The following is a 23364-nucleotide window of genomic DNA, read 5'->3' as shown; positions in this document are numbered from 1 at the left end:
GCACCGCCTCCGCTCAGGGCACCCCGTCGCAGACCGACGGGAGCCAGGTCAGGTCCGGGGTGTGGGACAGGGTGTCCAGGGAGCGGAGCAGGGCGGGCAGGCGGTCGGGGTGGGCCAGGAACTCGATGGTCGCCTCGGCGAAGGCGTCGCGTACCGCCGGCGGCATCGCGTCGGAGGCGTCGAAGCAGTGCACCGCCTGATGGTCGAGGAGGGTCTCGGCGAGCGAGCGGTGCCAGGCCGGGCCGGCGGCGTCCGGGGCGGGCTGGGCCCGGACGTCGGCGGAGAACCCGGACTCCTTTGCGCTCCAGGCGCGTTGGGCGTCGGCCGAGGCGAGGTAGCGGATCAGCTGCCGCGCCTGTGGGGTGGCGTGCAGCAGGGCGACCAGGTCGCCGGAGACCTCCCAGGCATCGGTGGCGGTGGCGCCCGGGAGGAACCGGGCCGAGGGTTCGTAGCGGCCGTCGGCCCTGGTCCAGGGGTGCTGGTTGCGGATGAACGACGCCTGGTGCTCCAGCAGGCAGCCCCGGGGGGTGTCGGCGACCGGCCCGGACGCCCGGTCGTACGGCGTGCCGAGGGCCCGGCGGACCAGGGCCTTGTCGCCACCGGCGCCGACCAGCGTGCCCCAGGTCGTCCAGGCCCGGCGCACCGGCTTCGACTGCCAGGGCAGCTCGCCGCGCGCCCACTGCTGGTAGACGCCCGGGCCGTACTGCTGGAGCAGGATGTCCTCGATCCAGTCCGTGCCGGGCCAGCCGCTGGTGGCACCGGAGCCCAGGCCGACGCACCACTGGGCGGGCTGCCGCGCGGCCTGGCGGCGCCGGTGCTCGTCGGTGCCGGCCGGGTACCAGACGATGCTCTTCAGATCGGCCTTGAGCGGGAACCAGTACACGTGCCCGGCCTGCGGTGTGGTCCAGGAGGTGCCGAAGTCCTCCTCGGGGATCAGGTCTTCGAGCGGGTGGAGCTGCTTCTGCTGGGCGTAGGAGGCGAGTTCGCCGGGGCCGGTCAGCACCACCACGTCGGGCGGTGTGCCGGACTCCACGTCGGCGCCGAGCACCTGGCTCTCGGCGGAGCTGCCCTGGTAGTCGACATGGATGTGGTAGGTCCGCTCGAAGGGCACGATGACCGCGTCGTGGAAGTTCCCCGCGTCGCTGCCGGTCCAGTTGGCGAGCAGGGTGACGGTCGGCTGCTGCCCCAGGGCGCGGGCGCCCAGCACCAGGCCGGCCGCGAGCACGACCAGACAGCTCGCCACGGCGACGAGGGCGCGGCCGAGCCGGCGCCGGGGTGCGCCGCCGCCCGGTGCGGGGCCGTTCCGGTGCGCGCTCACCGGGGCCTGAACCGGTACTCGTCGATGTGCCGCCTGAGGCCCGTCTCGGCCAGTGCCATGAGCAGAGCGCCTCCTGTCAGGATCCACACCGCGGCCGCGGCGCGGAAGCCGGTGTCCATGAGGTACGAGGCGGTCCGCCGCCCCGCGTCGGTGATGGCCGGCCCGGTCAGCGGCCGGTCGAGCAGGGCCCGGGTGTCCGCCATTCCGGCATGGGTCCACACCGTGAACAGCAGCAGGGTGGCCAGTCCGCCGAGCAGCAGGGTTCCGGCCGCGAGCAGCCCCCGGTTCCAGCGGCGCCGGAAGCGGCGGCGCAGGAAGAGCTGGGTCTCCACCAGTGCGGCGGCGAGCGCCAGGGCGAGCAGCAGGGTCGCGCACCAGCCGAGCCGGAGCAGCGGACCGAAGGAGGTCTGGCGGTGCACGGTGGCACGCTGCCGCTCCTGGAGGGCCGTCAGGCGGGACAGTATCCCGGTCCCGTCGTCCTTGAGGATGCTGGTCGCGTAGGCGAGGTAGGCCTCGCGCAGCAGGGTGTCGTCGGAGCGCAGCTGGGCCTGCTGGACCTTGACGGCGTAGACGGTGATGAGTCCGGTGACCGTCTGGAGCGACTGGCGGTCCGCGGTGCCGCCGGCGTCGTCGGCGGCGGCCGCCGACAGGCTTTGCAGGGCGACCGCGATCTGCTTCTGGAAGTCGCTGGTCGGCGCGGCCGCGGTCGCGTCCTGCTGGGCCCGGCCGAGGGCGTACACCGCGGTGTCGAGGGACAGCACCGCCGGCGCGCTGGAGGTGCGCAGCGGGTTGGCGTCGCCGTGCACCCCCTCGTAGGACAGGAACAGCGACAGGGTGAGCAGGGCCGACAGCGCGAGCAGCAGGCGGTGGCGTACGGCGAGGTCGTGGGCGGTGCTGCTGCCGCCCTGCGCACCCGCACCCGTGCCGAGGCCCAGCAGACGGGCGAGGGCCCGGCGGGACGGCGGGACGGCGGCTCCCGGGGTGCCGGCCGGTCTGCCGGCCGGTGTGCTCATCGGGGTGTTGACCGCTGTGTTCATGCGGGCGGCTCCCTCAGCAGGCGTCCGCAGTCGCCGCCGCAGTAGACCGAGTCGGCCGGGCCCAGCCAGTGGCAGTCCGGGCACTCGACGAGGGCGTCGGCCGGGGCGGGCGGCGGCGCGGGGGCGGGGGCGGCGGCCGGTGTGGCGGCGGGCGGGGGCGGGGTCGTCATCGCGCTGGAGAGGATCAGGTGCTGCCAGTCGACGTCCTTGAGGCCGGCGCGGACGCGGCCGGTGCCCGGTCCGTCCTCGATCTGCCGCAGTGCGGCGAGCAGTTGGGTGTCGCCGAGGTCGGCGGCCAGCCCCAGCGCCCGGGCGAGGTCGCGGTCGGCCGCGGCCCGGCCGTGCGGTCCGCGCAGCCAGGCCCGGTAGGCGCGGGCGACGGCGGCGCTCGCCTGCTGGTACAGCTCCAGCCGGTGCACCCCGGGATGCCGGCGCGAGGCGTCGCGCGGATAGCCGGTCCAGCGCACGAGGATCGGCTTCGGTGCGGGCAGCCGTACCGGGCGGCCGAACTCGGGTACGACGACCTCCACGGCGGCGAGCTGGAGGTCCTCCTCGGTCTCCCGGCCGGAGGGATCCGCGGCCAGGACCACCTGGAAGTGCCGGACCTCGTCGCCCCAGGCCCGGGTGACGTACTCCGCGGCGCGCTGCCCGGATCCGGTGGGGGCGGCCAGGAGTTCCTGCTCGCTCGGCACCACCTGGGTGACCCGGCGGATGACCGTGCCGGGGGTGGGGGTGAGCCGGATGCGCAGTTCGGGTACCGCCGTGCCCAGCAGCCCGGTCATCAACTCCTCGTAGGCCGAGGCCAGTTCCGACTCATGGCGGACGGCGCGGGCGCGGCCGTGCAGCCGCCGGGTGATGCGCAGCAGCAGGTCGGCGTCCCAGTCGTCGCCGAGTCCCCAGGCGTCGCAGACGAACCGGCCCTCGCAGGCGTCGAGGACGGTGTCCAGCGGCAGGGCGGACTGCTCGTCGTGCTCGTTGCGTCCGTCGGTGAGCAGCAGGACGTGTTTGATCGGCGCGGGCTGGTCCTTGAGCAGCCGGCGGGCGAGGTCGAGCCAGGTGCCGATGGCGGTGCCGCCGTCCGCGTCCAGGATCCGTACGGCCCGTTCGGCGGCGGTGCGTTCGGCCGGCCCGGCGACCGCCATCACCGCGCGGTCCGGGCCGGGGCGCACCACGGTGGCGTCGAACCGGCCGGAGAGGACGGCGAAGGCGGCCCCCTCGGGCAGCTTGCGGACCGCCGCGACGGTGGCGTCCTTGGCCGCGTGCAGCTTGGCGGCCGGGTCGAGCATCGAGCGCGACGTGTCGACGATCAGCACCTCGGCGAGTGCCGCCCCGGCCCCGTGGGCGGGCCCGGCGGCCAGGCCCGGTCCGCCGTGCCCGTGGACGCCGATCTCCAGGATGGCGTGCATCTCCCGGTCGGGCGGCTGCCCGGGCTCGACCGGGCCGACGGGCAGCTCCTTGTGCTGGCCGACCTCCAGCGTCACCTCGATGTTCTGGGCCCCGGTCGTCACTGTGTCCCCCCACGTGGTCACGGGTGTGGTCAGAAGGTGCTCATCGGCCGGACCGCGTGGGCCAGGTCGAGCAGCCGGCCGTGTTCGCCGGCGGTGCGGGCCTGCGCCGCGAGCTGCCGGAAGGAGTGCTCCAGCAGGGTGCGCAGGCTGTCCTCGTCACCGGGCCCGAGGAGCGGTCCGGCCGGGAACTCCGGTCCCCAGCCCTGCTCGGGCCGGCCGTACAGGGCGTTCTCCCGGACCTCGGCGACCAGCCGGGCCCGGGACTCGCCGTCGGCGGCACCGCCGTCCAGCCGCAGCTCGGGCAGGCGCCGGGCGGCGTCTTGCAGGTCGGCCGGGGTGGGCGGAGTGCCGTGCAGGATGCCGGCGCGGACGCGTACGGCGGCGATGCGGGCGGCGTCGTGGTGCCGGGAGGTGGCCGGGACCTCGTCGAGCACGCGGACGGCGGCGTCCCGGTCGCCGCCGGCCAGATGGGCGCGGGCCAGGCCGAACGCGGCGGCGGTGTGCGCGAAGTCCCGTTTCCACACGGCCTCGTAGAAGCGCATGGCCCGCGCGGGCCGCCGCCGGGCCCGCCCGCCGTCACGGTCCGCCGCGTCGCGTCCGGCCTCCTGTCCGGCGGGCGGGGCCGCCGCCGCTGCGGGGCGGGCCGCGTGTTCGGCGCAGTAGCCGAGGGCGAGCTTCGGCGCGCACTCCCCCGGCAGGGCGCCGTAGACGGCGTCGAAGCGGGCGCCGGCCTCGCCCGTCTCGCCCCTGCTGAGGTGCAGGACGCCGTGGTGCCAGGCGATGCGCCAGTCGTGGGCGGCGGCGCGTTCGCCGAGCAGGGTCTCGGCCTCGGCGAGCCAGGTCTCGGCCGCGTCCTGCTCGCCCCGCCTGAGGTAGGCGCGGCACAGCCACAGCGCCGTCTCGGGGGTGCCGAGCCGGGACTCGCGGGGCCACTGCCGGGCGACCCGGTCGGGCGCGTCGGGCGGGAAGGTGTCGAGGAGCAGGGCGGCGCCGTCGCGGGGGTCCGGGACCGGCTCCGGCAGGGCGCCGGCGACCTCGGCCGCGGCGGGCGGCGAGATGTCCAGGCCGAGCGGGTGCTCGCCGGGGCGGCCGGTCCAGTGGTCCAGGGCCGGGATGGCGCCGAGCCCGGCGTCGAGGCTGGCGCCGACGGCCCGGAACCGGGTGGAGCTCTCCGGCAGCTGCTCGCCGAACTGGAGCGAACGGAACTCCCGCAGCACCTCCCAGAGTTGCCGGGACATCTCGGCGGCCGAGCGGAACCGGGCGCGGGGTTCGGCGTGGGTGGCGCGGTCGACGAGGCGGCGGAAGGAGTCGGAGGCGAGACCGCGGGCCGGTTCGATGTCCCGGGCCAGGGCCTGGAGGGTCATGCCGACGGCGTAGAGGTCGCTGTCCACGCGCCAGCCGCGGCGGTCGATCTCCTCCTCCGGCGGGGCGAAGGTGGCCGTGTACACGTACGCCGAGCTGCGGTCGCCGATCGCGCGGACCGCGCCGAGGTCGATGACCTTGACGGCCCGCCCGAAGTGGATGACGTTGGCGGGCTTCATGTCGCAGTAGAGCAGGCCGCGTTCGTGCATGTACTGGAGGGCGCCGAGGATCTTGCAGCCGTAGGTGAGGACGTGGTCGAGACGGGGGCGGCCGTGGAAGATCCGCTCGGCGTCGGGGGCGTCGAAGAGCTGCTGGAGGGAGCGGCCGCGGATGTAGTCCATGACCAGGTAGCCGGTGGTCGGGCCGCCGGGGGCGCGGTGTTCGGCGTAGGTGATGATGCGGACGATGTCGGGGTGGTGCAGCTCGGTCAGGGAGCGGCGTTCCTCCACCGCGGTGCGCCGGGCGAGTGCGTCGTGGACGTTGATCTGACTCTTGAGGACGACCTGGTGGCCCTCGGCGCGGGTGTCCTCGGCGAGGTGGATCCAGCCGAGGCCGCCGTGGGCGAGGCAGCCGAGCACCCGGTAGTGGCCGGCGACGATGTCGCCCGGGTGCAGTTGCGGGAGGAAGGAGTAGGGGGTGCCGCAGCGGGGGCAGCGGCCGGTGGGGCGGGCGGGCTGGCCGCCGTAGCCGACGCCGATGGTCATGGTGCAGCCGTTCGCGCCGCAGCGGCGGCCGCCGGTGGGCGGGCGGGGGTCGGTGACGAGGACGTCGTCGGGGGCCGGGACCTCGGGCAGCACGACCAGTCCGTGCTGGTCGAGGTCGCCGACGCCGGCGACGGCGTGCACGGCGGGCGGGCCGGCCGGCTCCTCGGCGGAGGCGGCCGGCGGGACCGCGGCCCGGGGCGGGACGGTCGGTTCGCTGCGCGGTTCGATGTGCCGGTGTCCGCAGGTGTCGCAGAAACCGGTGCCCATGATGCGTCCCGCGCAGCCGGGCCGGACACACGAGGTCACGATCCGCCCTCCTCTCGGGGCGCGCCGGCGGGATCGCCGGAACCTGCTGAGGCGGTGCGTTCGGCGGGGCCCGCGGGCCCGGAGCAGAAGGAGAGGAAGCGGTCGACCGCCGTCTCCGCCTGTTCGAGGTCGCAGGGGGTCTGCCGCAGCACGGTCAGGGCCTGTTCGTAGAGCTGGTAGGCGGCCAGCAGGCGGTCGCCGTCCGCGGCGCGCTGCCGGCACAGCGGCCAGGCCGCGCCGACCCGGCCCTGGAGGTCCCCGCGGCGGCGCAGCCGGGTGTCGAGTGCCGCGAGGGCCTGCTCCAGCCGTTGCCGGCGGCGTTCGGCGGCGTCCTCGAAGGTGAACAGCAGGTCGGCACGGCCGGGTTCGCGCTCGTGTGCGGGGGCGTGGGCGACCCAGGCGCGCAGCATCCCGGAGCGCCGTACCGCCGCCTCGGCCTGGTCGAAGAGGTGCTGGGTGCCGGGGGCGGGCAGGACGCGGTCGCGGTGCGCGTCGAGGGACGGGCCCAACACGTCGACGACATGGTCGAGTTCGGCGAGCAGCCGGGCCCAGCGGTCGTGCAGCGGCCGGGTGACGAGGGACTCGGCGGCCTCGGCGGCAGGGCCCTCGGGAGCGCGGAACACCAGCAGCAGCCGGGCGCCGTGCCGGGCGAGCCGGTCCAGCAGGCCGAGCAGGGCGGCGGGTTCGGCGCAGCGGTCGATGCCGACCAGGACGGCGGCGAGCGGGACGCGCAGGGTGCCCAGCCGTTCGGGCCGGGGGTCGTCCGGGATGCCGAGGCGTTCGGCGATCCGGTCCATCACCTCGGTGGCCGTCGACTCCTCGACGTTCAGGGCGAGATCGTGCGCGCCCGCCGGAGGCACCGTCTCGGGCGGGTCCTGGCTGACGGCGCTGGTGTGGTGCCGGGTGCGCAGTTCGCGGTCGGCGAGGGTGACGGCCCGTTCGAGGGTGAAGGCGCGGTCGCCGCCGACGGGGACGACGGTGACCAGCACCGGCCAGCCCTCGCCGCGGTACCAGGAGGCGAGTTCGGTGGCGAAGGGCAGGTCGAGCCGGCCGGCGGTGTCCCGGGTGCCGCTGCGCAGCCGTGGGTCGACGGCCTCGGCGCCGTCGGTCCAGGCGGCGACCTGCGGCAGATGGCTGAGGATGGTCTCGGTGGGGCTCATGTAGCTGAAGGCGGAGGGGGCCGGCCCGTCGTCCACGCTGAGGACGATGCCGATGACCCGGTCGGTGGCGTGGTCGACGACTCCGCCGCCGCTGAATCCGTCGGCGGCCAACTCCCCGGGGGTGAGCGGGCGCAGCTGCACCTGGCTGTCCCGGCCGCGGGCGGCGACCAGGGTGGCGCCGTGCCAGCGGCCGCCCTCGTCGCCGTCCGGGAAGCCGTACATGCTCACGGGTCCGTGCGGTGCGGCGAGCCGGTACAGCCGGGTGGCGTGCCCGGCGGGCAGCGGCCTGGTCAGGCGCAGCAGGGCGAGATCGCCGCTGCGGTCCCCGAAGGCGTCCTCGCTCTGCGGCACGTACTCGTCCGGGCGGACGGTGGCGGGTACGGCGGCGAGGCCGGGGACACCGACGAGCCGGACGGTGTAGAGGCGGCCGGGGTGGACCACATGGGCGGCGGTGAGCACCCGGTCGGCGGCGAGCAGCACTCCGGCGCCGAGGACCCGTCCGTCGGGCGCCTCGACGCGGGTGATCCAGGTCGGTGTGCGTAACCGACCGTTGACGGCTCGTTCCCCCGTGCGCGTCATTTTTCCGAGGTTACTCCGAGTGCCCGTCCGGTACTACTGGTGTGCACGGGGTCGTGGCGGATGGCCGGGGGCTTGGGCGAGCGGGTGCGGGACGGGACGGCTGCGGCCCCGGTGGAACGCCCGGCGGGCGGGTCGCCGCGCGGTGCGAACACGCGGGCCGGAGGCGGTCATTGCCTACGATCGTGCCGTGCCCACCTTCTCCCTCGTACGTACGGCGCCCCTTCCCGTGGCGGAGGCCTGGCGCCGGCTCACCCAGTGGCCCCGCCACGCCGACGCGGTCCCGCTGACCCGGATCAGGGTGCTCACGCCCGCGCCGACCGGGGAGGGCACGCGGTTCGTGGCGCGTTCGGGCGTCGGCCCGCTGGCCTTCGACGATGTGATGGAGGTGACGGTGTGGCGGCCGCCCGCCGACGGCGAGGGCGGGCTGTGCCGGCTGGAGAAGCGCGGCCGGGTGATCCTCGGCTGGGCCGAGATCGAGGTCGGGCCGGGGCCCGGCGGCCGCGCCCGGGTGGTGTGGCGGGAGGAGCTGCGGGTCCGCTTCCTGCCCCGCGCCTTCGACGGCGTCCTGGAGCGGGTGGCCCGTACGACGTTCGGGCGGGCGGCGAACCGGTTGCTGCGACGGCCCTGAACGGGCCGGTGGGTCAGTCCTTGCGGCCCGTCACCGCCACCGTGACGCCCAGGCCGATCATCGTCAGGCCGCCCGCCCCGCCGACCGCGGCGAGCCGCCGGGGTGACCGGGCGAACCAGTCCCGGGCGGCGGAGGCGGCCAGGCCCCAGACGCTGTCGCAGGCGAGGGCGAGGACGTTGAAGACCAGCCCGAGCAGCAGCATCTGGGCCGGGACGTGCCCCTGCTCGCGGTCCACGAACTGCGGCAGGACGGCGGCGAAGAAGACCATGGTCTTGGGGTTGGCCACGCCGACGGCGAACCCTTCCCACAGGGTGCGCAGGCCGCCGTGGGCCGGGGCGCCGGGCCCGGTGAACGCGGCCCGCAGCGAGCCGCGTTGCCGCCAGGCCCTGATGCCCAGGTACACCAGGTAGGCGGCGCCCGCGAGCTTCAGGGCGGTGAAGACGAGGAGCGAGCGCTCCACGAGCGAGCCGACGCCGAGGGCCACGGCGGTCACCAGGACGTACGCGCCGAGCGTGTTGCCGATGACGGTGGTCAGCGCGGCCCGGCGGCCGTGCGCCAGGGCCCGGCCGATCACGAACAGCACGCTGGGGCCCGGCACCACGATGAGCAGCAGCGACAGCGCCGCGAACGCGGCCAGCCGGTCGGAGGACAGCATGTCCTCATGCAATCCGGGCCGGCCGCACGGGGCAAACCGTTTTTCCGGTGTCCGCTCAGGCCACCGAGCCGATCCGGCCCGCCGGCCGCACGGCCGTGGTGTCGTGGTGGATCGGGGTGTGCGCGCCGGTCAGGGAGACCCCGCTGCCGCCGCGCCGGTGGGCGACGATCTCCGCGCCGATCGACAGTGCCGTCTCCTCCGGCGTACGGGCGCCGAGGTCGAGGCCGATCGGGGAGTGCAGCCGGGCCAGCTCCAGCTCGGTGACGCCGACCTCGCGCAGGCGTTCGTTGCGCTCCAGGTGGGTGCGGCGGGAGCCCATCGCGCCGACGTAGGCGACGGGCAGGCGCAGGGCCAGCCGGAGCAGGGGTACGTCGAACTTGGCGTCGTGGGTGAGGACGCACAGGACGGTACGGGCGTCGACCTCCGTGCGCTCGAGGTACTTGTGGGGCCACTCGACGACGATCTCGTCCGCCTCGGGGAAGCGGGTCCGCGTGGCGAAGACCGGGCGGGCGTCGCAGACCGTGACGTGGTAGCCGAGGAATGTGCCGACGCGGACCAGCGCCGAGGCGAAGTCGATCGCGCCGAAGACGATCATCCGGGGGGCGGGGACGGAGGACTCGACCAGGACGGTGAGCGGGGCGCCGCAGCGCGAGCCCTGTTCGCCGATCTCCAGGGTGCCGGTCCGGCCCGCGTCCAGGAACGCGCCCGCCTCGGCGGCGACCGTGCGGTCGAGTTCGGGGTGTGCGCCGAAGCCGCCCTCGTGCGAGCCGTCGGGGCGGACGAGGAGGGCCCGGCCCGTCAGGTCGGCCGGACCCTCCACGATCCGCGCGACCGCCGCGGCCTCCCCACGGGCCGCGGCGGCCAGCGCGGCCGCGAGCACCGGCCGGGCGGGACCGTCCGCCCGGACCGGTGTGACGAGGATGTCGATGATGCCGCCGCAGGTGAGACCGACGGCGAAGGCATCCTCGTCGCTGTAGCCGAAGCGTTCGAGGACGGTCTGCCCGTCCTCGAGCGCCTGCCGGCACAGCTCGTACACGGCACCCTCCACACATCCGCCGGAGACCGAGCCGATGGCGGTGCCGTCGGTGTCCACCGCGAGGGCGGCGCCGGGCTGGCGCGGGGCGCTGCCGCCGACGGCCACCACGGTGGCGACGGCGAAGTCACGGCCCTGCTCGACCCACCGGTTCAGCTCCTCGGCGATGTCCAGCATCTCTCGGTCTCCTTACGTGCGACGGGAAGGGGGGAGGGCGGGCGGGCTAGTGCACGCCGAGCCAGCCCTCGATCGGATGCAGCGCGAAGTAGATCAGGAAGACCACCGTCAGACCCCACATGAAGGCGCCGATCTCGCGGGCCTTGCCCTGGGCGGACTTGATGGCCGTGTAGGAGATGACGCCCGCGGCGACACCGGTGGTGATGGTGTACGTGAAGGGCATCAGGACCACGGTCAGGAAGACGGGGATCGCGGTGGCGCGGTCGGCCCAGTCGACGTGCCGCGCGTTCATCATCATCATCGCGCCGATGACGACGAGGGCCGCGGAGGCGACCTCCTGCGGGACGATCGCGGTCAGCGGGGTGAAGAACAGACCCGCGGCGAACAGCAGGCCGGTGACGACCGAGGCGAGTCCGGTGCGGGCGCCCTCGCCGACACCGGTGGCGGACTCGATGAAGACGGTCTGGCCGGAGCCGCCCGCCACGCCGCCGATCGCACCGCCCATGCCGTCGATGAACAGCGCCTTGGACAGGCCGGGCATCCGGCCCTTGTCGTCGGCGAGCTCGGCCTCGGTGCCGACGCCGATGATGGTGGCCATCGCGTCGAAGAAGCCGGCCAGCACCAGGGTGAAGACGATCATGGTGATCGTCATCGCGCCGACCTTGCCCCAGCCGCCGAACTCGACGTGTCCGAGGAGCGAGAAGTCGGGCATGGAGACGGCGCTGCCGTGCAGTGCGGGCGCGCCGTTGGCCCACTGCCTGGGGTCGATGACGCCGATGCCGTTGAGGACCGCGGCGACGACCGTGCCGCTGACGATGCCGATCAGGATGGCGCCGGGGATGTTCCGGGCCTGGAGCATGAAGATCAGCAGCAGGGTGCCGGCGAAGAGCAGCACCGGCCAGCCGGTGAGCTGGCCCGCCGGGCCGAGGCTGAGCGGGGTGGCCTCGCCCTTGTGCACGAAGCCGGACTTGTACAGACCGATGAGCGCGATGAACAGGCCGATGCCCATGGTGATCCCGTGCTTGAGCGCCAGCGGGATCGCGTTCATGATCATCTCACGCAGGCCGGTGACGACCAGCAGCATGATGACGACGCCGTACATCACACACATGCCCATGGCCTGCGGCCAGGTCATGTTGGGGGCGACCTGCGAGGACAGGACGCCGGACACGGAGAGGCCGGCGGCGAGGGCGAGCGGCACCTTGCCGACGAAACCCATCAGCAGCGTGGTGAAGGCCGCGGCGAGGGCGGTGGCGGTGATCAGGGCCTTCTGACCGAGGGTGTCGCCGTGGACGTCCTTGCCGGACAGGATGAGCGGGTTGAGCAGGAGGATGTACGCCATCGCCATGAAGGTGGTGATGCCGCCGCGCACCTCGCGCGCGACGGAGGATCCTCGTCTGGATATGTGGAAGTACCGGTCGAGCCAGGACCGTCCGGCCGGGATGCGCGAGCCCTCGCCCGCTTCGTCGGCTGCGGTCCTGGGCTCCACTGACTGCTGGGTCATGGTGCCATCTCCCAAGGTTCACAGGGGCACCCGTACACGTTCGAGGTACGGGATTTGGGAATGGACGACCCGGGGGACGGCCCAGGACGAACAAAGGTGGTGTTTCAAGGACCGCGAGCGGTGCGGAACTCAAAGGGTGGTTCCTCCGGGCGGCGCGGCGGAGTGTGTGACGTTCCCTGCGCCGCCCGGAGAGCTGTGCGGTGTTACGCGGTGCCCGTGAGGTGTTCCGGGCGCACGGGCGTCCGGTTCAGCTCCAGCCCGGTCGCGTTCCGGATCGCCGCGAGGACGGCCGGGGTGGACGACAGGGTCGGGGCCTCGCCGATGCCGCGCAGCCCGTACGGGGCGTGCTCGTCGGCGAGTTCGAGCACGTCGACCGGGATGGTCGGCGTGTCGAGGATGGTCGGGATCAGATAGTCCGTGAAGGAGGGGTTCCTGACCTTCGCGGTCTTCGGGTCCACGATGATCTCCTCCATCACCGCCACACCCAGGCCCTGGGTGGTGCCGCCCTGGATCTGGCCGATGACGGAGAGCGGGTTGAGCGCCTTGCCCACGTCCTGGGCGCAGGCCAGCTCGATGACCTTGACCAGGCCCAGCTCGGTGTCGACCTCGACGACCGCGCGGTGGGCGGCGAAGGAGTACTGGACGTGTCCGTTGCCCTGGCCGGTGCGCAGGTCGAAGGGCTCGGTGGGGCGGTGCCGCCACTCCGCCTCGATCTCCACGACCTCGTCCTCCAGGACGTCGACCAGGTCGGCGAGGATCTCGCCGCCGTCGGTGACGACCTTGCCGCCCTCCAGCAGGAGTTCGGCCGTGGCCCAGGCCGGATGGTAGGAGCCGAACTTGCGGCGCCCGATCTCCAGTACCCGCTCGCGGACCAGTTCGCAGGAGTTCTTCACCGCGCCGCCGGTGACATAGGTCTGCCGGGAGGCCGAGGTGGAGCCGGCGGAGCCGACCTGGGTGTCGGCGGGGTGGATGGTCACCTGGGTGACACCGAGTTCGGTGCGGGCGATCTGCGCGTGGACGGTGACACCGCCCTGGCCGACCTCCGCCATCGCGGTGTGCACGGTGGCGACGGGCTCGCCGTTGATGACCTCCATGCGCACCTTGGCGGTGGAGTAGTCGTCGAAGCCCTCGGAGAAGCCGACGTTCTTGATGCCGACCGCGTAGCCGACGCCGCGTACGACGCCCTCGCCGTGCGTGGTGTTGGACAGGCCGCCGGGCAGCTGCCGTACGTCGGCGCCCTCGCTGGACTCCCACTGGCGCTCCGGCGGGAGCGGCATCGCCTTGACGCGGCGCAGCAGTTCGGCGACCGGGGCGGGCGAGTCGACGGGCTGGCCCGTCGGCATGATGGTGCCCTGCTCCATCGCGTTCAGCTGCCGGAACTCCACCGGGTCCATGCCGAGCTTCGCGGCCAGCTTGTCCATCTGCGCCTCGTAGGCGAAGCACGCCTGGACCGCGCCGAAGCCGCGCATGGCGCCGCAGGGCGGGTTGTTGGTGTAGAGGGCGATGGCCTCGATGTCCACGTCGTCGATGACGTACGGGCCGACCGACAGGGAGGAGGCGTTGCCGACGACCGCCGGGGAGGCGGAGGCGTAGGCGCCGCCGTCCAGGACGATCCGGCACTTCATGTGCGTGAGCTTGCCGTCCTTGGTGGCGCCGTGCTCGTAGTAGAGCTTCGCCGGGTGCCGGTGGACGTGCCCGAAGAAGGACTCGAACCGGTTGTAGACGATTTTGACCGGCTTGCCGGTGCGCAGCGCCAGCAGGCAGGCGTGGATCTGCATGGACAGGTCCTCGCGGCCGCCGAACGCGCCGCCGACGCCGGCCAGGGTCATCCGCACCTTCTTCTCGGGCAGGCCGAGGACGGGCGCGATCTGGCGCAGGTCGGAGTGGAGCCACTGGGTGGCGATGTAGAGGTGGACGCCGCCGTCCTCCTCCGGGACGGCGAGGCCGGACTCGGGGCCGAGGAAGGCCTGGTCCTGCATGCCGAAGGTGTACTCGCCCTTGACGATGACGTCGGCCCGCTTGGCGGCCTCGTCCGCGTTGCCGCGGACGATCGGCTGGCGGTGCACGATGTTCGGGTGCGGGACGTGCCCGGAGTGGTGGTCGTCGCGGCCCTCGTGGACGAGGATCGCGTCCGGGGCCAGGGCCGACTTCTCGTCGGTGATGACCGGGAGTTCGCGGTACTCGACCTTGATCTTGGCGGCGGCGCGGCGGGCCGTCTCCGGGTGGTCGGCGGCGACCAGCGCGACCGGCTCGCCGTGGTGGCGTACCTTGCCGTGCGCGAGGACCGGGGTGTCCTGGATCTCCAGGCCGTAGTTCTTGACCTCGGTGGGCAGGTCGTCGTAGGTGAGTACGGCGTACACGCCCGCCATGGCCAGGGCCTCGGAGGTGTCGATCGAGACGATCTCGGCGTGCGCGACGGTGGAGCGCAGGATCTGTCCCCACAGCATGTCCTCGTGCCACATGTCGGACGAGTAGGCGAACTCGCCGGTGACCTTGAGGGTGCCGTCCGGGCGGAGCGTGGACTCGCCGATGCCGCCCTTGGTCTGGGAACCCTGCGTGATCTTCGTAGGGGCGCCGTTGGTCGGCATCGTCAGACCTCCTCGGACTGGCGGGCGGCCGCCAGGCGGACCGCGTCCATGATCTTCTCGTAGCCCGTGCAGCGGCACAGGTTGCCCGACAGCGCCTCGCGGATGTCCGCGTCGGTGGGGTTCGGGTTGCGCTCCAGCAGCTCGTCGGAGGCGACGAGCAGACCCGGGGTGCAGAAGCCGCACTGGACGGCGCCGGCGTCGATGAACGCCTGCTGGATCGGGGACAGCTCGGTGCCCTCGCCGGTCTGCGAGTCGGTTCCCTTGGCCTGCCAGTGCTGGGCGTCCTGGAGGGTCGTACCGCAGGCGCCGGAGGCGCAGCCGCCCTCGGCGCGCTGCTTGGCGTAGTCCGCGAGGCCCTCGACGGTCACCACGTCGCGGCCCTCGACCTGACCGGCCGCGACCAGGCAGGAGCAGACCGGCACGCCGTCCAGGCGCACGGTGCAGGAGCCGCACTCGCCCTGCTCGCAGGCGTTCTTCGAACCGGGCAGGCCGAGGCGCTCGCGCAGCACGTACAGGAGGGACTCGCCCTCCCAGACGTCGTCGGCCTCCTGCGGACGTCCGTTGACGGTGAAGTTGACGCGCATTACGCAGCTCCCTCAGATGCGCGGCGGGCGCCGCGGTACGACTCCCAGGTCCAGGTGAGCGTCCGGCGGGCCATCACACCGACCGCGTGGCGGCGGTAGCTCGCGGTGCCCCGGACGTCGTCGATCGGGTTGCAGGCGGCCGAGCACAGCTCGGCGAACTGCTTGGCGACCGACGGGGTGATGATCTTTCCGTTGTCCCAGAAGCCGCCCTCTTCCAGGGCCGCGTTCAGGAACTCCTCGGCGGTCCTGGCCCGGACCGGGGTCGGGGCGGCCGAGCCGATGCCGGTGCGCACGGTGCGGGTCTCGGGGTGCAGCGCGAGACCGAAGGCGCACACGGCGATGACCATGGCGTTGCGGGTGCCGACCTTCGAGTACTGCTGCGGGCCGTCGGCCTTCTTGATGTGCACGGCGCGGATCAGCTCGTCGGGCTGGAGCGCGTTGCGCTTGACGCCCGTGTAGAACTCGTCGATCGGGATGAGCCGGGTGCCGCGGGCCGCCGACGCCACCTCGACCTCGGCGCCGGCCGCGAGCAGGGCGGGGTGGGCGTCCCCGGCGGGCGAGGCCGTGCCGAGGTTGCCGCCGACGCCGCCGCGGTTGCGGATCTGAGGGGAGGCGACGGTGTGCGAGGCGAGCGCGAGGCCCGGCAGCTCGGCACGGAGGTTCTCCATGATCCGGGTGTACGGGACGGAGGCACCGAGCCGCACGGCGTCCTCGCCGACCTCCCACTCGGAGAGATCGCCGATGCGGTTCAGATCGAGGAGGTACTCGGGCCGGCGGTGGTCGAAGTTGATCTCGACCATCACATCGGTGCCACCCGCAATCGGCACAGCGGTGGGGTGCTCGGCCTTCGCGGCGAGCGCCTCCTCCCAGCTGGCAGGGCGAAGGAAGTCCATGACCGGCTCTCTTCTTCGTCTCGTGGGTCGTACAGATTGAGCCAATCCGTGTGCGGCGGGCCCGGCTCGTTCATGTGCTGTTAACGCGGAGTGGACTCAGTACACCGCCCTGTAGTCCGGCGGGGTCAGTCACCGAAACCATGAAGGAGTTGGCTGGCCGCGGAGGTCATCTTGTAGATTCGTATGAACGGAGGTCATCGGTAACCCCTCCGTTTTCCTGGAGAAACACAGGAATCGGCGGGGACACCCCGGCGCGCGCCCCGGCACGGACCGCGGGAGCACGGTGGCGGGAGTCCGCCCCGGCCCCCTCCAAGATTCATCGTAGGTTTCGAGACAAAGAACGGCGGCGAAGAGATGCGGCTGCGCGCACTGCTGGACACCGACGCGCTGGGCCTGCGGCTGCTCGGCGGCGAGGACGAGCTGGACCGCCAGGTCCGCGGGGTCATGACCACCGACCTGCGGGACCCGAGCCGCTACCTCTCCGGCGGCGAACTGGTGCTCACCGGCCTGGCCTGGCGCCGGGACGCGGACGACTCCGAACCGTTCGTGCGGATCCTGGCGCAGGCCGGGGTGGCGGCCCTCGCGGCCGGCGAGGCGGAGCTGGGCGATGTGCCGGACGACCTGGTGCTGGCCTGCGCCAGACACCGGCTGCCGCTGTTCGCGGTGCACGAGTCGGTGGCGTTCGCGTCGATCACCGAGCATGTCGTACGGCAGGTCTCCGGCGAGCGCGCCGGGGATCTCGCGGCGGTGGTGGACCGGCACCGGCGGATGATGACCTCGGGCCCGGCGGGCGGCGGCCCGGACGTGGTCCTGGACCTGCTCGGCTCCGACCTGGACCTGCGCGCCTGGGTGCTCTCCCCCACCGGCCGGCTGATCGCCGGCTCCAAGGAGGCGGGCCCGGCGCTGCCCGCCGAGACCTGCGCCAAGCTCGCCGCCGAGCACCTGTCCGCCACCCGCACCGGCCGCCGCGGCCCGCACCGCGTGCTGCTGGCCGGCAGCACCTTCTCCCTCTTCCCGATCCGCTCCTCCGGCCGCTCCCCGCAGGCGTCCCGCGATGTGCGCGAGACCGTGCTCTCGGACTGGCTGCTGGCCGTGGAGGCGGACGCGGGCGACTGGCCCGAGGAGCGCCTGGACCTGCTCCAGGGCGTCACCCAGCTGATCTCCGTCGAGCGGGACCGCCGGGACGCGGCCCGTACGGTACGGCGCCGGCTCGCCCAGGAGGTGCTGGAGCTGGTGCAGACGGGCGCCGCGCCCGCCGAGATCGCCGCCCGCCTGCGGGTCGCCGCGCCGGTGCTGCTGCCCGGCCTCGGGGCCGCCCCGCACTGGCAGGTGGTGGTGGCCCGCGTGGAGTGGGAGGACAACGGGATCGAGGGCGGCCCGGTCGCCCAGTCGCTGCTGGAGGAGATCCTGGTCGACCCGCTGGCCACGGGCCCGGAGCCGTCCGACCGGATCGCGGTCGCGCACACCGGCGACGAGGCGATCGCCCTGGTGCCGCTCCCCGCGGTCTCCTCCGAGCACGACGGCTCCGAGACCGGTCTGCTGGCCGACGCGCTGCTCCAGGCCGTGCGGGAGCCGCTGTCGGCCGGCCTGGACGACGACGGGCGGCTCACCCTCGGCGTCAGCGCGGCCGTGCACTCGGCGGAGGGGCTGCGCGGCGCCCTGGAGGAGGCCCGGCACGCCCGCCGGGTGGCCGCCGCCCGCACCGGCCGGGTCTGCGCCGCCGGCCACCAGGAACTGGCCAGCCATGTGCTGCTGCTGCCGTTCGTGCCGGACGACGTCCGCCGCGCGTTCACGGCCCGCCTGCTGGACCCGCTGAAGGACTACGACCGCCGGCACCGGGCGGAGCTGATCCCGACCCTGGAGGCGTTCCTCGACTGCGACGGCTCCTGGACGCGCTGCGCCACCCGGCTCCACCTGCACGTCAACACGCTGCGCTACCGGGTCGGGCGGATCGAGCAGTTGACGGGCCGCGACCTCTCCCGGCTCGAGGACAAGCTGGACTTCTTCCTTGCGCTGCGGATGAGCTGAGGCGAAGCCCCGCCGGGGGCGCGCGACCGGGCAAACCATCTCGCGCCAACTCCCCACCACTTTGTGAAATCTTTCACCCACCCCCTTGGCCCGGCCGGGCGATCGGTGCTGGAATGCCGCCACCACTCAACAGCTCGATGGCGTGCATGGGGAGGGCAACGTGGCGCATACCGCCATGTCTGGTAACGGAACCACCGGTGACGATCCGCTCCAGACCGCGGTATGGCGGCTGCGCAGCCGGGCCTGCTGGGCCGACGCCGCGGCCCTGCTGCCATCCGACACCGCGCCCACGGCGTTGCAGCGGGCCACGCTGTTCGTCGAACGGTGTCTGTACACCGAGCGGGGCTGGGCGGAGGCCGAGGACGCGCTGCGCACCGCGGAGGCGCTCGCGCACAGCGACGAGGAGCGCGGCGCGGCCGCCTGCGAGCGGGGCCAACTCGCCTACGCGGCAACGCTGCACGGCGTCCGGGACCGGGCCGACGAGGCGCGGGCCGCGCTGGGCCGGGCGGCGGCGCTGCTGCCACCCGGGTCGGCCGGGCGGGCGCTGCTGGACTTCCGCCGGGGGCTGCTCGCCGAGAACCTCACCCGCTCCCCGCAGGCGGCCCGCGCCGCCTACCGCCGGGCGCACGCGGCCGCCGCCGCGCACGCCGACCCGCTGCTGCTCTCCTTCACCTGGCGGCACCTGGCCGGACTCGCCCTGCGCGACGGGGAGTTGGCCGAGGCGCGGCACGGCTTCGCCGAATCCCTGCGGCTGCGCGAGGAGTTGGGCTACCTGGTGGGTACGGCACCCGCGCTCGTCTCGCTGGCGGACACGGAGGAGGAGCCGGAGGCCTCCCGGCTGCGCGAGGAGGCCCGGCGGCTGTTCCGGCTGCTCGGCGGAGTGCCCACCTGGCTGGCACGCCAGCTAGCGCCCCCGGCGCCGGGAGCGGCGACGGCCTGAGAAGGAACTGAGAGATTCGTGTGCGAGGGTGGCGCGCCCCCGAAGACCCCTCTCAGGAGAGCGCCCCGATGAGCCTCGTCAACGGCCTTCCGGCCCATGTCCTGCTGGTCCACGTCGTCGTGGTCCTCGTCCCGCTGACCGCGCTCGCCCTGGTGGCCGCCGCGATATGGCCGGCCGCCGCCCGGCGGCTGGGCGTGCTGCTGCCCGGACTCGCCTTCGTGGCTCTGGCCAGTGTGCCGCTGACCACGCAGGCGGGTGAGTGGCTGGAGCGGCACGTCGAGGACGATGCGCTGGTCCGCCGCCACACCGAGCTGGGCGACGGCCTGCTGCCGTGGGCGCTGGGCCTTTTCGTGCTGGCGGCGGTGGTGTGGTGGGCGACGCGCGCCACGACGGGCAGCCGCCGGCTGAACTCGCTGCCGGTGCGGATCGCCGTGGGCGTGCTGTCGGTGGCCGTGGCGGCGGGCGCGGTGGTCGACGTCTACCGGATCGGTGACTCGGGCGCGAAGGCCGCGTGGCACGACGCCTACTCGAAGCAGGGCCACGGAGCGGCCGACGGCTCCTGAGGCCTTCCGGCGGCGGGAGCCGGACCGCCCCCGCTACGCCGCGGTGAAGTGTCCCGAGACCAGTCCCCGCACCGCGTCCGCGTCCCCCGCCACCAGTGCGTCCAGCAGGGCCAGGTGTTCGGTCGCGTCCGCGAGCAGGTCCGCCCGGGTGTGCCGGACCGGGCCGCCGACCAGGGGCCACTGGGAGCGGCGGTGCACGTCCTCGGCGATGCGGACCAGCTGTTCGTTGCCGGAGAGCCCGAGCAGCGCGCCGTGGAAGGCCCGGTCGGTCTCGGCGTACGCGGCCGGGCACCCGGCGCCGGCCGCCCGCACCGTCTCCTCGGCGAGCGGCCGCAGTTCGGCCCACCGCTCGGCGGGCACCGTCCGGGCGAGCCGCAGCAGCACCGGCACCTCCAGGAGCGCCCGCACCTCCACCAGCTCGGCCAGTTCCCGCGCCCCGCGCTCGACGACCCGGAAGCCGCGGTTGGGCACGACCTCGACGGCGCCCTCCAGGGCGAGCTGCTGCATGGCCTCCCGGACGGGCGTGGCCGAGACCCCGAACCGCTCGCCGAGCACCGGCGCCGAATAGACCTCGCCGGGCCGCAGCTCCCCGACCACCAGCGCCGTGCGCAGGGCGTCCAGGATCTGCGCGCGTACCGAGGAGCGCTGCACGGCGGAGCGCGCCGCGGGGAGCGGCCGCTCGCCGTGCGTGTGCTCGCCGCGCGCGCCCGGCACAGCCGTGTCCCGCTCCCGTGCGCCGTCCAGGGCGGCGGCCGCGAGCGTCTGCGCCGGCATCCGGCTCACTCCCTGCTCCACGGGTCCTCCTGGCGGCTTGTCGGTACTTGGGGTCATTAACGGCGGGTTGTCGCTTGTCCGTCAAGCACCTTAGGCGCCCGAGGCGACAGTTCAAATTCGATCGAAAGTGAGTAAGGTAAGCCTTACCTTCACGACTTTGTCCGCGATCAAGGACCGGTGGTTTCGCCATGCCCGCTGCGGCCTCCCCGTTCACCGCCGCGTACGACCGTCTGCACGCCGGCTTCCCCGGCCTGACCGTGACCGTGTCGGCCCCGGGCGAGGAGATCCCGGGCGACGGCGGCTGGGTGGAGGCCGCCGGGCTCGCGGCGGGCGGCGCCGCGCTGGACGCCTATCTGGCCTGGGACGCCGCCCAGGTGCTGCGCGACTACGGCCACGAGGCCCGGCCGGACGTCGTCGCGAGCTTCGGACTGCACCGCTACGCCTGGCCCGCCTGCCTGCTGATCACCGTGCCGTGGTTCCTGCACCGCCGGGTGCCCCGGCTGCCCGTGACACACGTCGCCTACGACCGCGACGGCGGGCGGATGGCCGTACGCGCGCCGCTCTCCTTCTCCTGCCTGCCGGGCGACCCGGCGGCCGCGCTGCCCGGGGCCGTCGCCGTACCGGACGAGGAGGCGCTGCGGGGCGAGGTGCGGGCGGCCGTGGCCGAGCACCTGGAGCCCCTGCTGGCCGCCTTCGGGCCGCGGATGCGGCGGCGCGGCCGGGCACTGTGGGGCATGGCGACCGACGAGGTGGTGGAGGGGCTGTGGTACGTCGCCCGGATGCTGGGCGAGGAGGAGCGGGCGGTGCGCGAGCTGGAACTGCTGCTGCCCGGCGCCACCCGGCCGTACGCCGGCGCGGCCGCGTTCCGGGTGCCGGCCGGCCCCGACGGCGCACCCCTGGCCACCCGCGAGCGGACCAGTTGTTGCATGTTCTACACCGTGCGCCCCGAGGACACCTGTGCCACCTGTCCGCGCATCTGCACCACCGTCAGGCCGACGGCGGCCGCAGCGGCCTGACGGGGCATCGGATGGCTGGAGCACGGTCCGGCGTCCACTAAGATCACCGGCAACGGCAACCCGGAGGACTGCCCGGCCACGGACAGGGCATTCACAACTTCCTCACGAGTCGCAGGAACTTTCCGAGGAACCATCCGTACGGGTAGTCTTATTCGAACTCAACTCCCGCCCCTCAAGCGGCAGTTCGAGCAGAACGCCGTCTTGGGCATCCCCTTGCACCTCCTTGGCGGCCTCTTGCCCCGAAACCCCCTGAGGGCCGTCGGGAGTGGGCCACTATGGCGGGCGTTACGCCCTATCCCAATGCAAGGGACCCCTGATGAGACTGACCGACATATCGCTGAACTGGCTGCTTCCGGGCGCCGTACTGCTCCTGGGCATGCTGGTGGCGGTGGCGGTGCTCGCGCGCGGCAAGCGCTCCTCCGGGGAGAACGCGAACGCGGACGACTCGTGGGAGCGCAGCGAGGAGCGCCGACGGCGCAAGGAGGCCATCTACGGCACGGCCTCCTACGTCCTGCTGTTCTGCTGTGCGGCGGTCGCGGCCGCCCTCTCCTTCCACGGCCTCGTCGGCTTCGGCGAACAGAACCTGGGGCTGACCGACGGCTGGCAGTACCTGGTGCCGTTCGGCCTGGACGGTGCGGCGATGTTCTGCTCCGTCCTCGCCGTGCGCGAGGCCAGCCACGGTGACGCGGCGCTCGGCTCCCGGATACTGGTGTGGATGTTCGCCGCCGCGGCGGCCTGGTTCAACTGGGTGCACGCGCCCCGGGGCGCCGGTCACGCGGGCGCCCCGCAGTTCTTCTCCGGCATGTCGCTCTCCGCGGCCGTGCTGTTCGACCGGGCGCTGAAGCAGACCCGCCGGGCCGCGCTGCGCGAGCAGGGCCTGGTGCCGCGGCCGCTGCCGCAGATCCGCGTGGTGCGCTGGATGCGGGCCCCGCGCGAGACCTACCGCGCCTGGTCGCTGATGCTCCTGGAGGGCGTGCGCAGCCTGGACGAGGCGGTCGAGGAGGTCCGCGACGACATGCGGCAGAAGGAGGAGGAGCGGCAGCGTCGGCGCGACCAGCAGCGCCTGGACCGGGCCCAGCTCAAGGCCATCAGCCGGGGCCACCGCGGCTTCGTCGGCCGGGGCGGCGGCCGCGAGGTCGAGGTCGAGGTGCAGGCGGTGGAGCGCGGCCCCGGGACGGCCACCGCGGAGCCTGCCATATCCACCGCGGAGCAGCTGCCGGTACGCGCCCGACCCTCCCTTCAGCCGGTCCGCCCCGGCGCTGAGCCGGTGACCACCGTCGACCTCACCGCGGAGGACGACACCCAGGCCCTGCCGCGTCTGGACTCCCTGGAGCGCAAGCTCAAGGACCTGGAGCAGCAGTTCGGCTGATCCGTCGGCGGGCAGCCACCGCACAGGGACGGAGACACGGGACGGGGGCGCGACCGCACGGGTCGCGCCCCCGTCCCGTGCCCGTCTGTCGCCGCACCCGCCCTGCCCGCGCGTCGGCAGGATCCGGAAGACAGCGCCTAGGCCGCTTCGGCGCCCAGGTGGAACCACACCGACTTGCCCACGCCGTGCGGCCGTACGCCCCAGGCGTCCGCGAGGGACTCCACCAGGACCAGGCCCCGGCCGTGCGTGTCCTCGTCCCCGTCCGGGGCGTGCACCTCGGGTCTGCGGGCCACGAAGTCCCGTACCTCCACGCGCAGTCCGTCCGGTCCGACGACGGCCGTCAGCACGGCGTCGTGGTCGGTGTGCACCAGGGCGTTGGTGACGAGTTCGCTGGTGAGCAGCTCGGCTATCTCGGAGCGGCCCGGTCTGCCCCAGTGCCGCAGCAGTGCGCGCAACTCCCGCCGGGCCTCGGGCACCGCCCGCAGATCCGCCCGCCCCAGCCTGCGCCGGAGCCGGTGCGCGTGTTCGGTGATGGTGTCGGACCCTGCCCCCACGGCGTCCCCCGCCTCGTCCCCCGTCGTCGCCGAGAAGGCCCCGACGGCCCTGGAACCGCCTCCTCGCGCCTGCCTCTTCATGAC

The 23364-nt window shown here is 73.9% G+C and carries 19 protein-coding genes; 6 read left to right on the top strand and 13 right to left on the bottom strand.

All coding sequences use genetic code 11. From position 1 onward, the window contains the following. Positions 1-13: 13 nt before the first annotated feature. From ACWCV9_RS17715 to ACWCV9_RS17695, 5 genes are read right to left on the bottom strand one after another with little or no spacing between them, the layout of a single operon-like run. Positions 14-1318, bottom strand: a complete 1305-nt coding sequence (locus ACWCV9_RS17715) for an ABC transporter substrate-binding protein (RefSeq protein WP_450787631.1) — start codon at positions 1316-1318, stop codon at positions 14-16. Further along, the gene (locus tag ACWCV9_RS17710; protein ID WP_450787630.1) at positions 1315-2355 is read right to left on the bottom strand and encodes a hypothetical protein; all 1041 of its coding nucleotides are present in this window, start codon (positions 2353-2355) and stop codon (positions 1315-1317) included. The genes ACWCV9_RS17715 and ACWCV9_RS17710 overlap by 4 nt, the downstream gene beginning before the upstream one ends. After that, the gene (locus tag ACWCV9_RS17705) at positions 2352-3863 is read right to left on the bottom strand and encodes a VWA domain-containing protein (RefSeq protein WP_450787628.1); all 1512 of its coding nucleotides are present in this window, start codon (positions 3861-3863) and stop codon (positions 2352-2354) included. Before ACWCV9_RS17705 ends, ACWCV9_RS17710 begins: the two co-directional genes overlap by 4 nt. 29 nt (positions 3864-3892) lie before the next feature. Then, positions 3893-6235 (bottom strand): tetratricopeptide repeat protein, encoded by a 2343-nt coding sequence (locus ACWCV9_RS17700; protein ID WP_450787627.1) that lies wholly within the window; start codon positions 6233-6235, stop codon positions 3893-3895. Beyond that, a complete protein-coding gene (locus ACWCV9_RS17695) occupies positions 6232-7974 on the bottom strand; it encodes a S1 family peptidase (RefSeq protein ID WP_450787626.1) in 1743 nt (580 codons plus the stop codon). Before ACWCV9_RS17695 ends, ACWCV9_RS17700 begins: the two co-directional genes overlap by 4 nt. 187 nt (positions 7975-8161) lie before the next feature. Here ACWCV9_RS17695 and ACWCV9_RS17690 point away from each other — a divergent pair, with 187 nt between their 5' ends. Then, on the top strand, positions 8162-8602 hold the full coding sequence (locus tag ACWCV9_RS17690; protein WP_385840769.1) for an SRPBCC family protein: 441 nt from the start codon (positions 8162-8164) through the stop codon (positions 8600-8602). Positions 8603-8615: 13 nt separating this feature from the next. Here the strand turns inward: ACWCV9_RS17690 and ACWCV9_RS17685 are convergent, their stop codons facing one another. The 6 genes from ACWCV9_RS17685 to ACWCV9_RS17660 all read right to left on the bottom strand — a co-directional run bounded on the left by ACWCV9_RS17685 (position 8616) and on the right by ACWCV9_RS17660 (position 16036). Then, positions 8616-9257: a LysE family translocator gene (locus ACWCV9_RS17685; RefSeq protein WP_385840768.1), complete on the bottom strand. Its 642-nt coding sequence runs from the start codon at positions 9255-9257 to the stop codon at positions 8616-8618. Between the two features lie 55 nt (positions 9258-9312). After that, entirely contained in the window at positions 9313-10467 is a 1155-nt protein-coding gene (locus ACWCV9_RS17680; protein WP_450787625.1) for an XdhC family protein, read from the bottom strand. 46 nt (positions 10468-10513) lie between these two features. After that, positions 10514-11971 (bottom strand): NCS2 family permease, encoded by a 1458-nt coding sequence (locus ACWCV9_RS17675; RefSeq protein WP_450787624.1) that lies wholly within the window; start codon positions 11969-11971, stop codon positions 10514-10516. 203 nt (positions 11972-12174) lie between these two features. After that, positions 12175-14559 (bottom strand): xanthine dehydrogenase family protein molybdopterin-binding subunit, encoded by a 2385-nt coding sequence (locus ACWCV9_RS17670; protein WP_450787622.1) that lies wholly within the window; start codon positions 14557-14559, stop codon positions 12175-12177. Positions 14560-14561: 2 nt separating this feature from the next. After that, positions 14562-15143 (bottom strand): (2Fe-2S)-binding protein, encoded by a 582-nt coding sequence (locus ACWCV9_RS17665; RefSeq protein WP_385840764.1) that lies wholly within the window; start codon positions 15141-15143, stop codon positions 14562-14564. Next, positions 15143-16036 carry an FAD binding domain-containing protein gene (locus ACWCV9_RS17660; RefSeq protein WP_450787621.1) on the bottom strand — a complete coding sequence of 298 codons (894 nt, stop codon included), beginning with the start codon at positions 16034-16036 and terminating at the stop codon, positions 15143-15145. Before ACWCV9_RS17660 ends, ACWCV9_RS17665 begins: the two co-directional genes overlap by 1 nt. A gap of 354 nt (positions 16037-16390) precedes the next feature. On the opposite strand from ACWCV9_RS17660, the gene ACWCV9_RS17655 reads away from it, so the two are divergent. The 3 genes from ACWCV9_RS17655 (at position 16391) to ACWCV9_RS17645 (ending at position 19567) form a co-directional block, all read left to right on the top strand. Next, positions 16391-18064 (top strand): PucR family transcriptional regulator, encoded by a 1674-nt coding sequence (locus ACWCV9_RS17655; RefSeq protein ID WP_450787620.1) that lies wholly within the window; start codon positions 16391-16393, stop codon positions 18062-18064. 175 nt (positions 18065-18239) lie between these two features. After that, entirely contained in the window at positions 18240-19004 is a 765-nt protein-coding gene (locus ACWCV9_RS17650) for a hypothetical protein (RefSeq protein ID WP_385840760.1), read from the top strand. 68 nt (positions 19005-19072) lie between these two features. Beyond that, positions 19073-19567: a DUF2231 domain-containing protein gene (locus tag ACWCV9_RS17645; RefSeq protein WP_450787618.1), complete on the top strand. Its 495-nt coding sequence runs from the start codon at positions 19073-19075 to the stop codon at positions 19565-19567. A 33-nt stretch (positions 19568-19600) separates the two neighbouring features. Here ACWCV9_RS17645 and ACWCV9_RS17640 read toward each other — a convergent pair whose 3' ends face one another. Next, a complete protein-coding gene (locus ACWCV9_RS17640) occupies positions 19601-20398 on the bottom strand; it encodes a GntR family transcriptional regulator (RefSeq protein WP_450787616.1) in 798 nt (265 codons plus the stop codon). A gap of 131 nt (positions 20399-20529) precedes the next feature. Between ACWCV9_RS17640 and ACWCV9_RS17635 the strand changes: the two genes are divergently transcribed. Next, on the top strand, positions 20530-21357 hold the full coding sequence (locus tag ACWCV9_RS17635) for a (2Fe-2S)-binding protein (protein ID WP_450787614.1): 828 nt from the start codon (positions 20530-20532) through the stop codon (positions 21355-21357). Between the two features lie 316 nt (positions 21358-21673). After that, positions 21674-22726, top strand: a complete 1053-nt coding sequence (locus tag ACWCV9_RS17630) for a DUF2637 domain-containing protein (protein ID WP_385840756.1) — start codon at positions 21674-21676, stop codon at positions 22724-22726. A 137-nt stretch (positions 22727-22863) separates the two neighbouring features. Here the strand turns inward: ACWCV9_RS17630 and ACWCV9_RS17625 are convergent, their stop codons facing one another. After that, on the bottom strand, positions 22864-23361 hold the full coding sequence (locus tag ACWCV9_RS17625) for an ATP-binding protein (protein ID WP_450787703.1): 498 nt from the start codon (positions 23359-23361) through the stop codon (positions 22864-22866). Positions 23362-23364: the final 3 nt, after the last annotated feature.

It is taken from the genome of Streptomyces sp. NPDC001606, from assembly GCF_053596835.1.
This window is presented reverse-complemented; position numbering and strand designations above follow the sequence as displayed.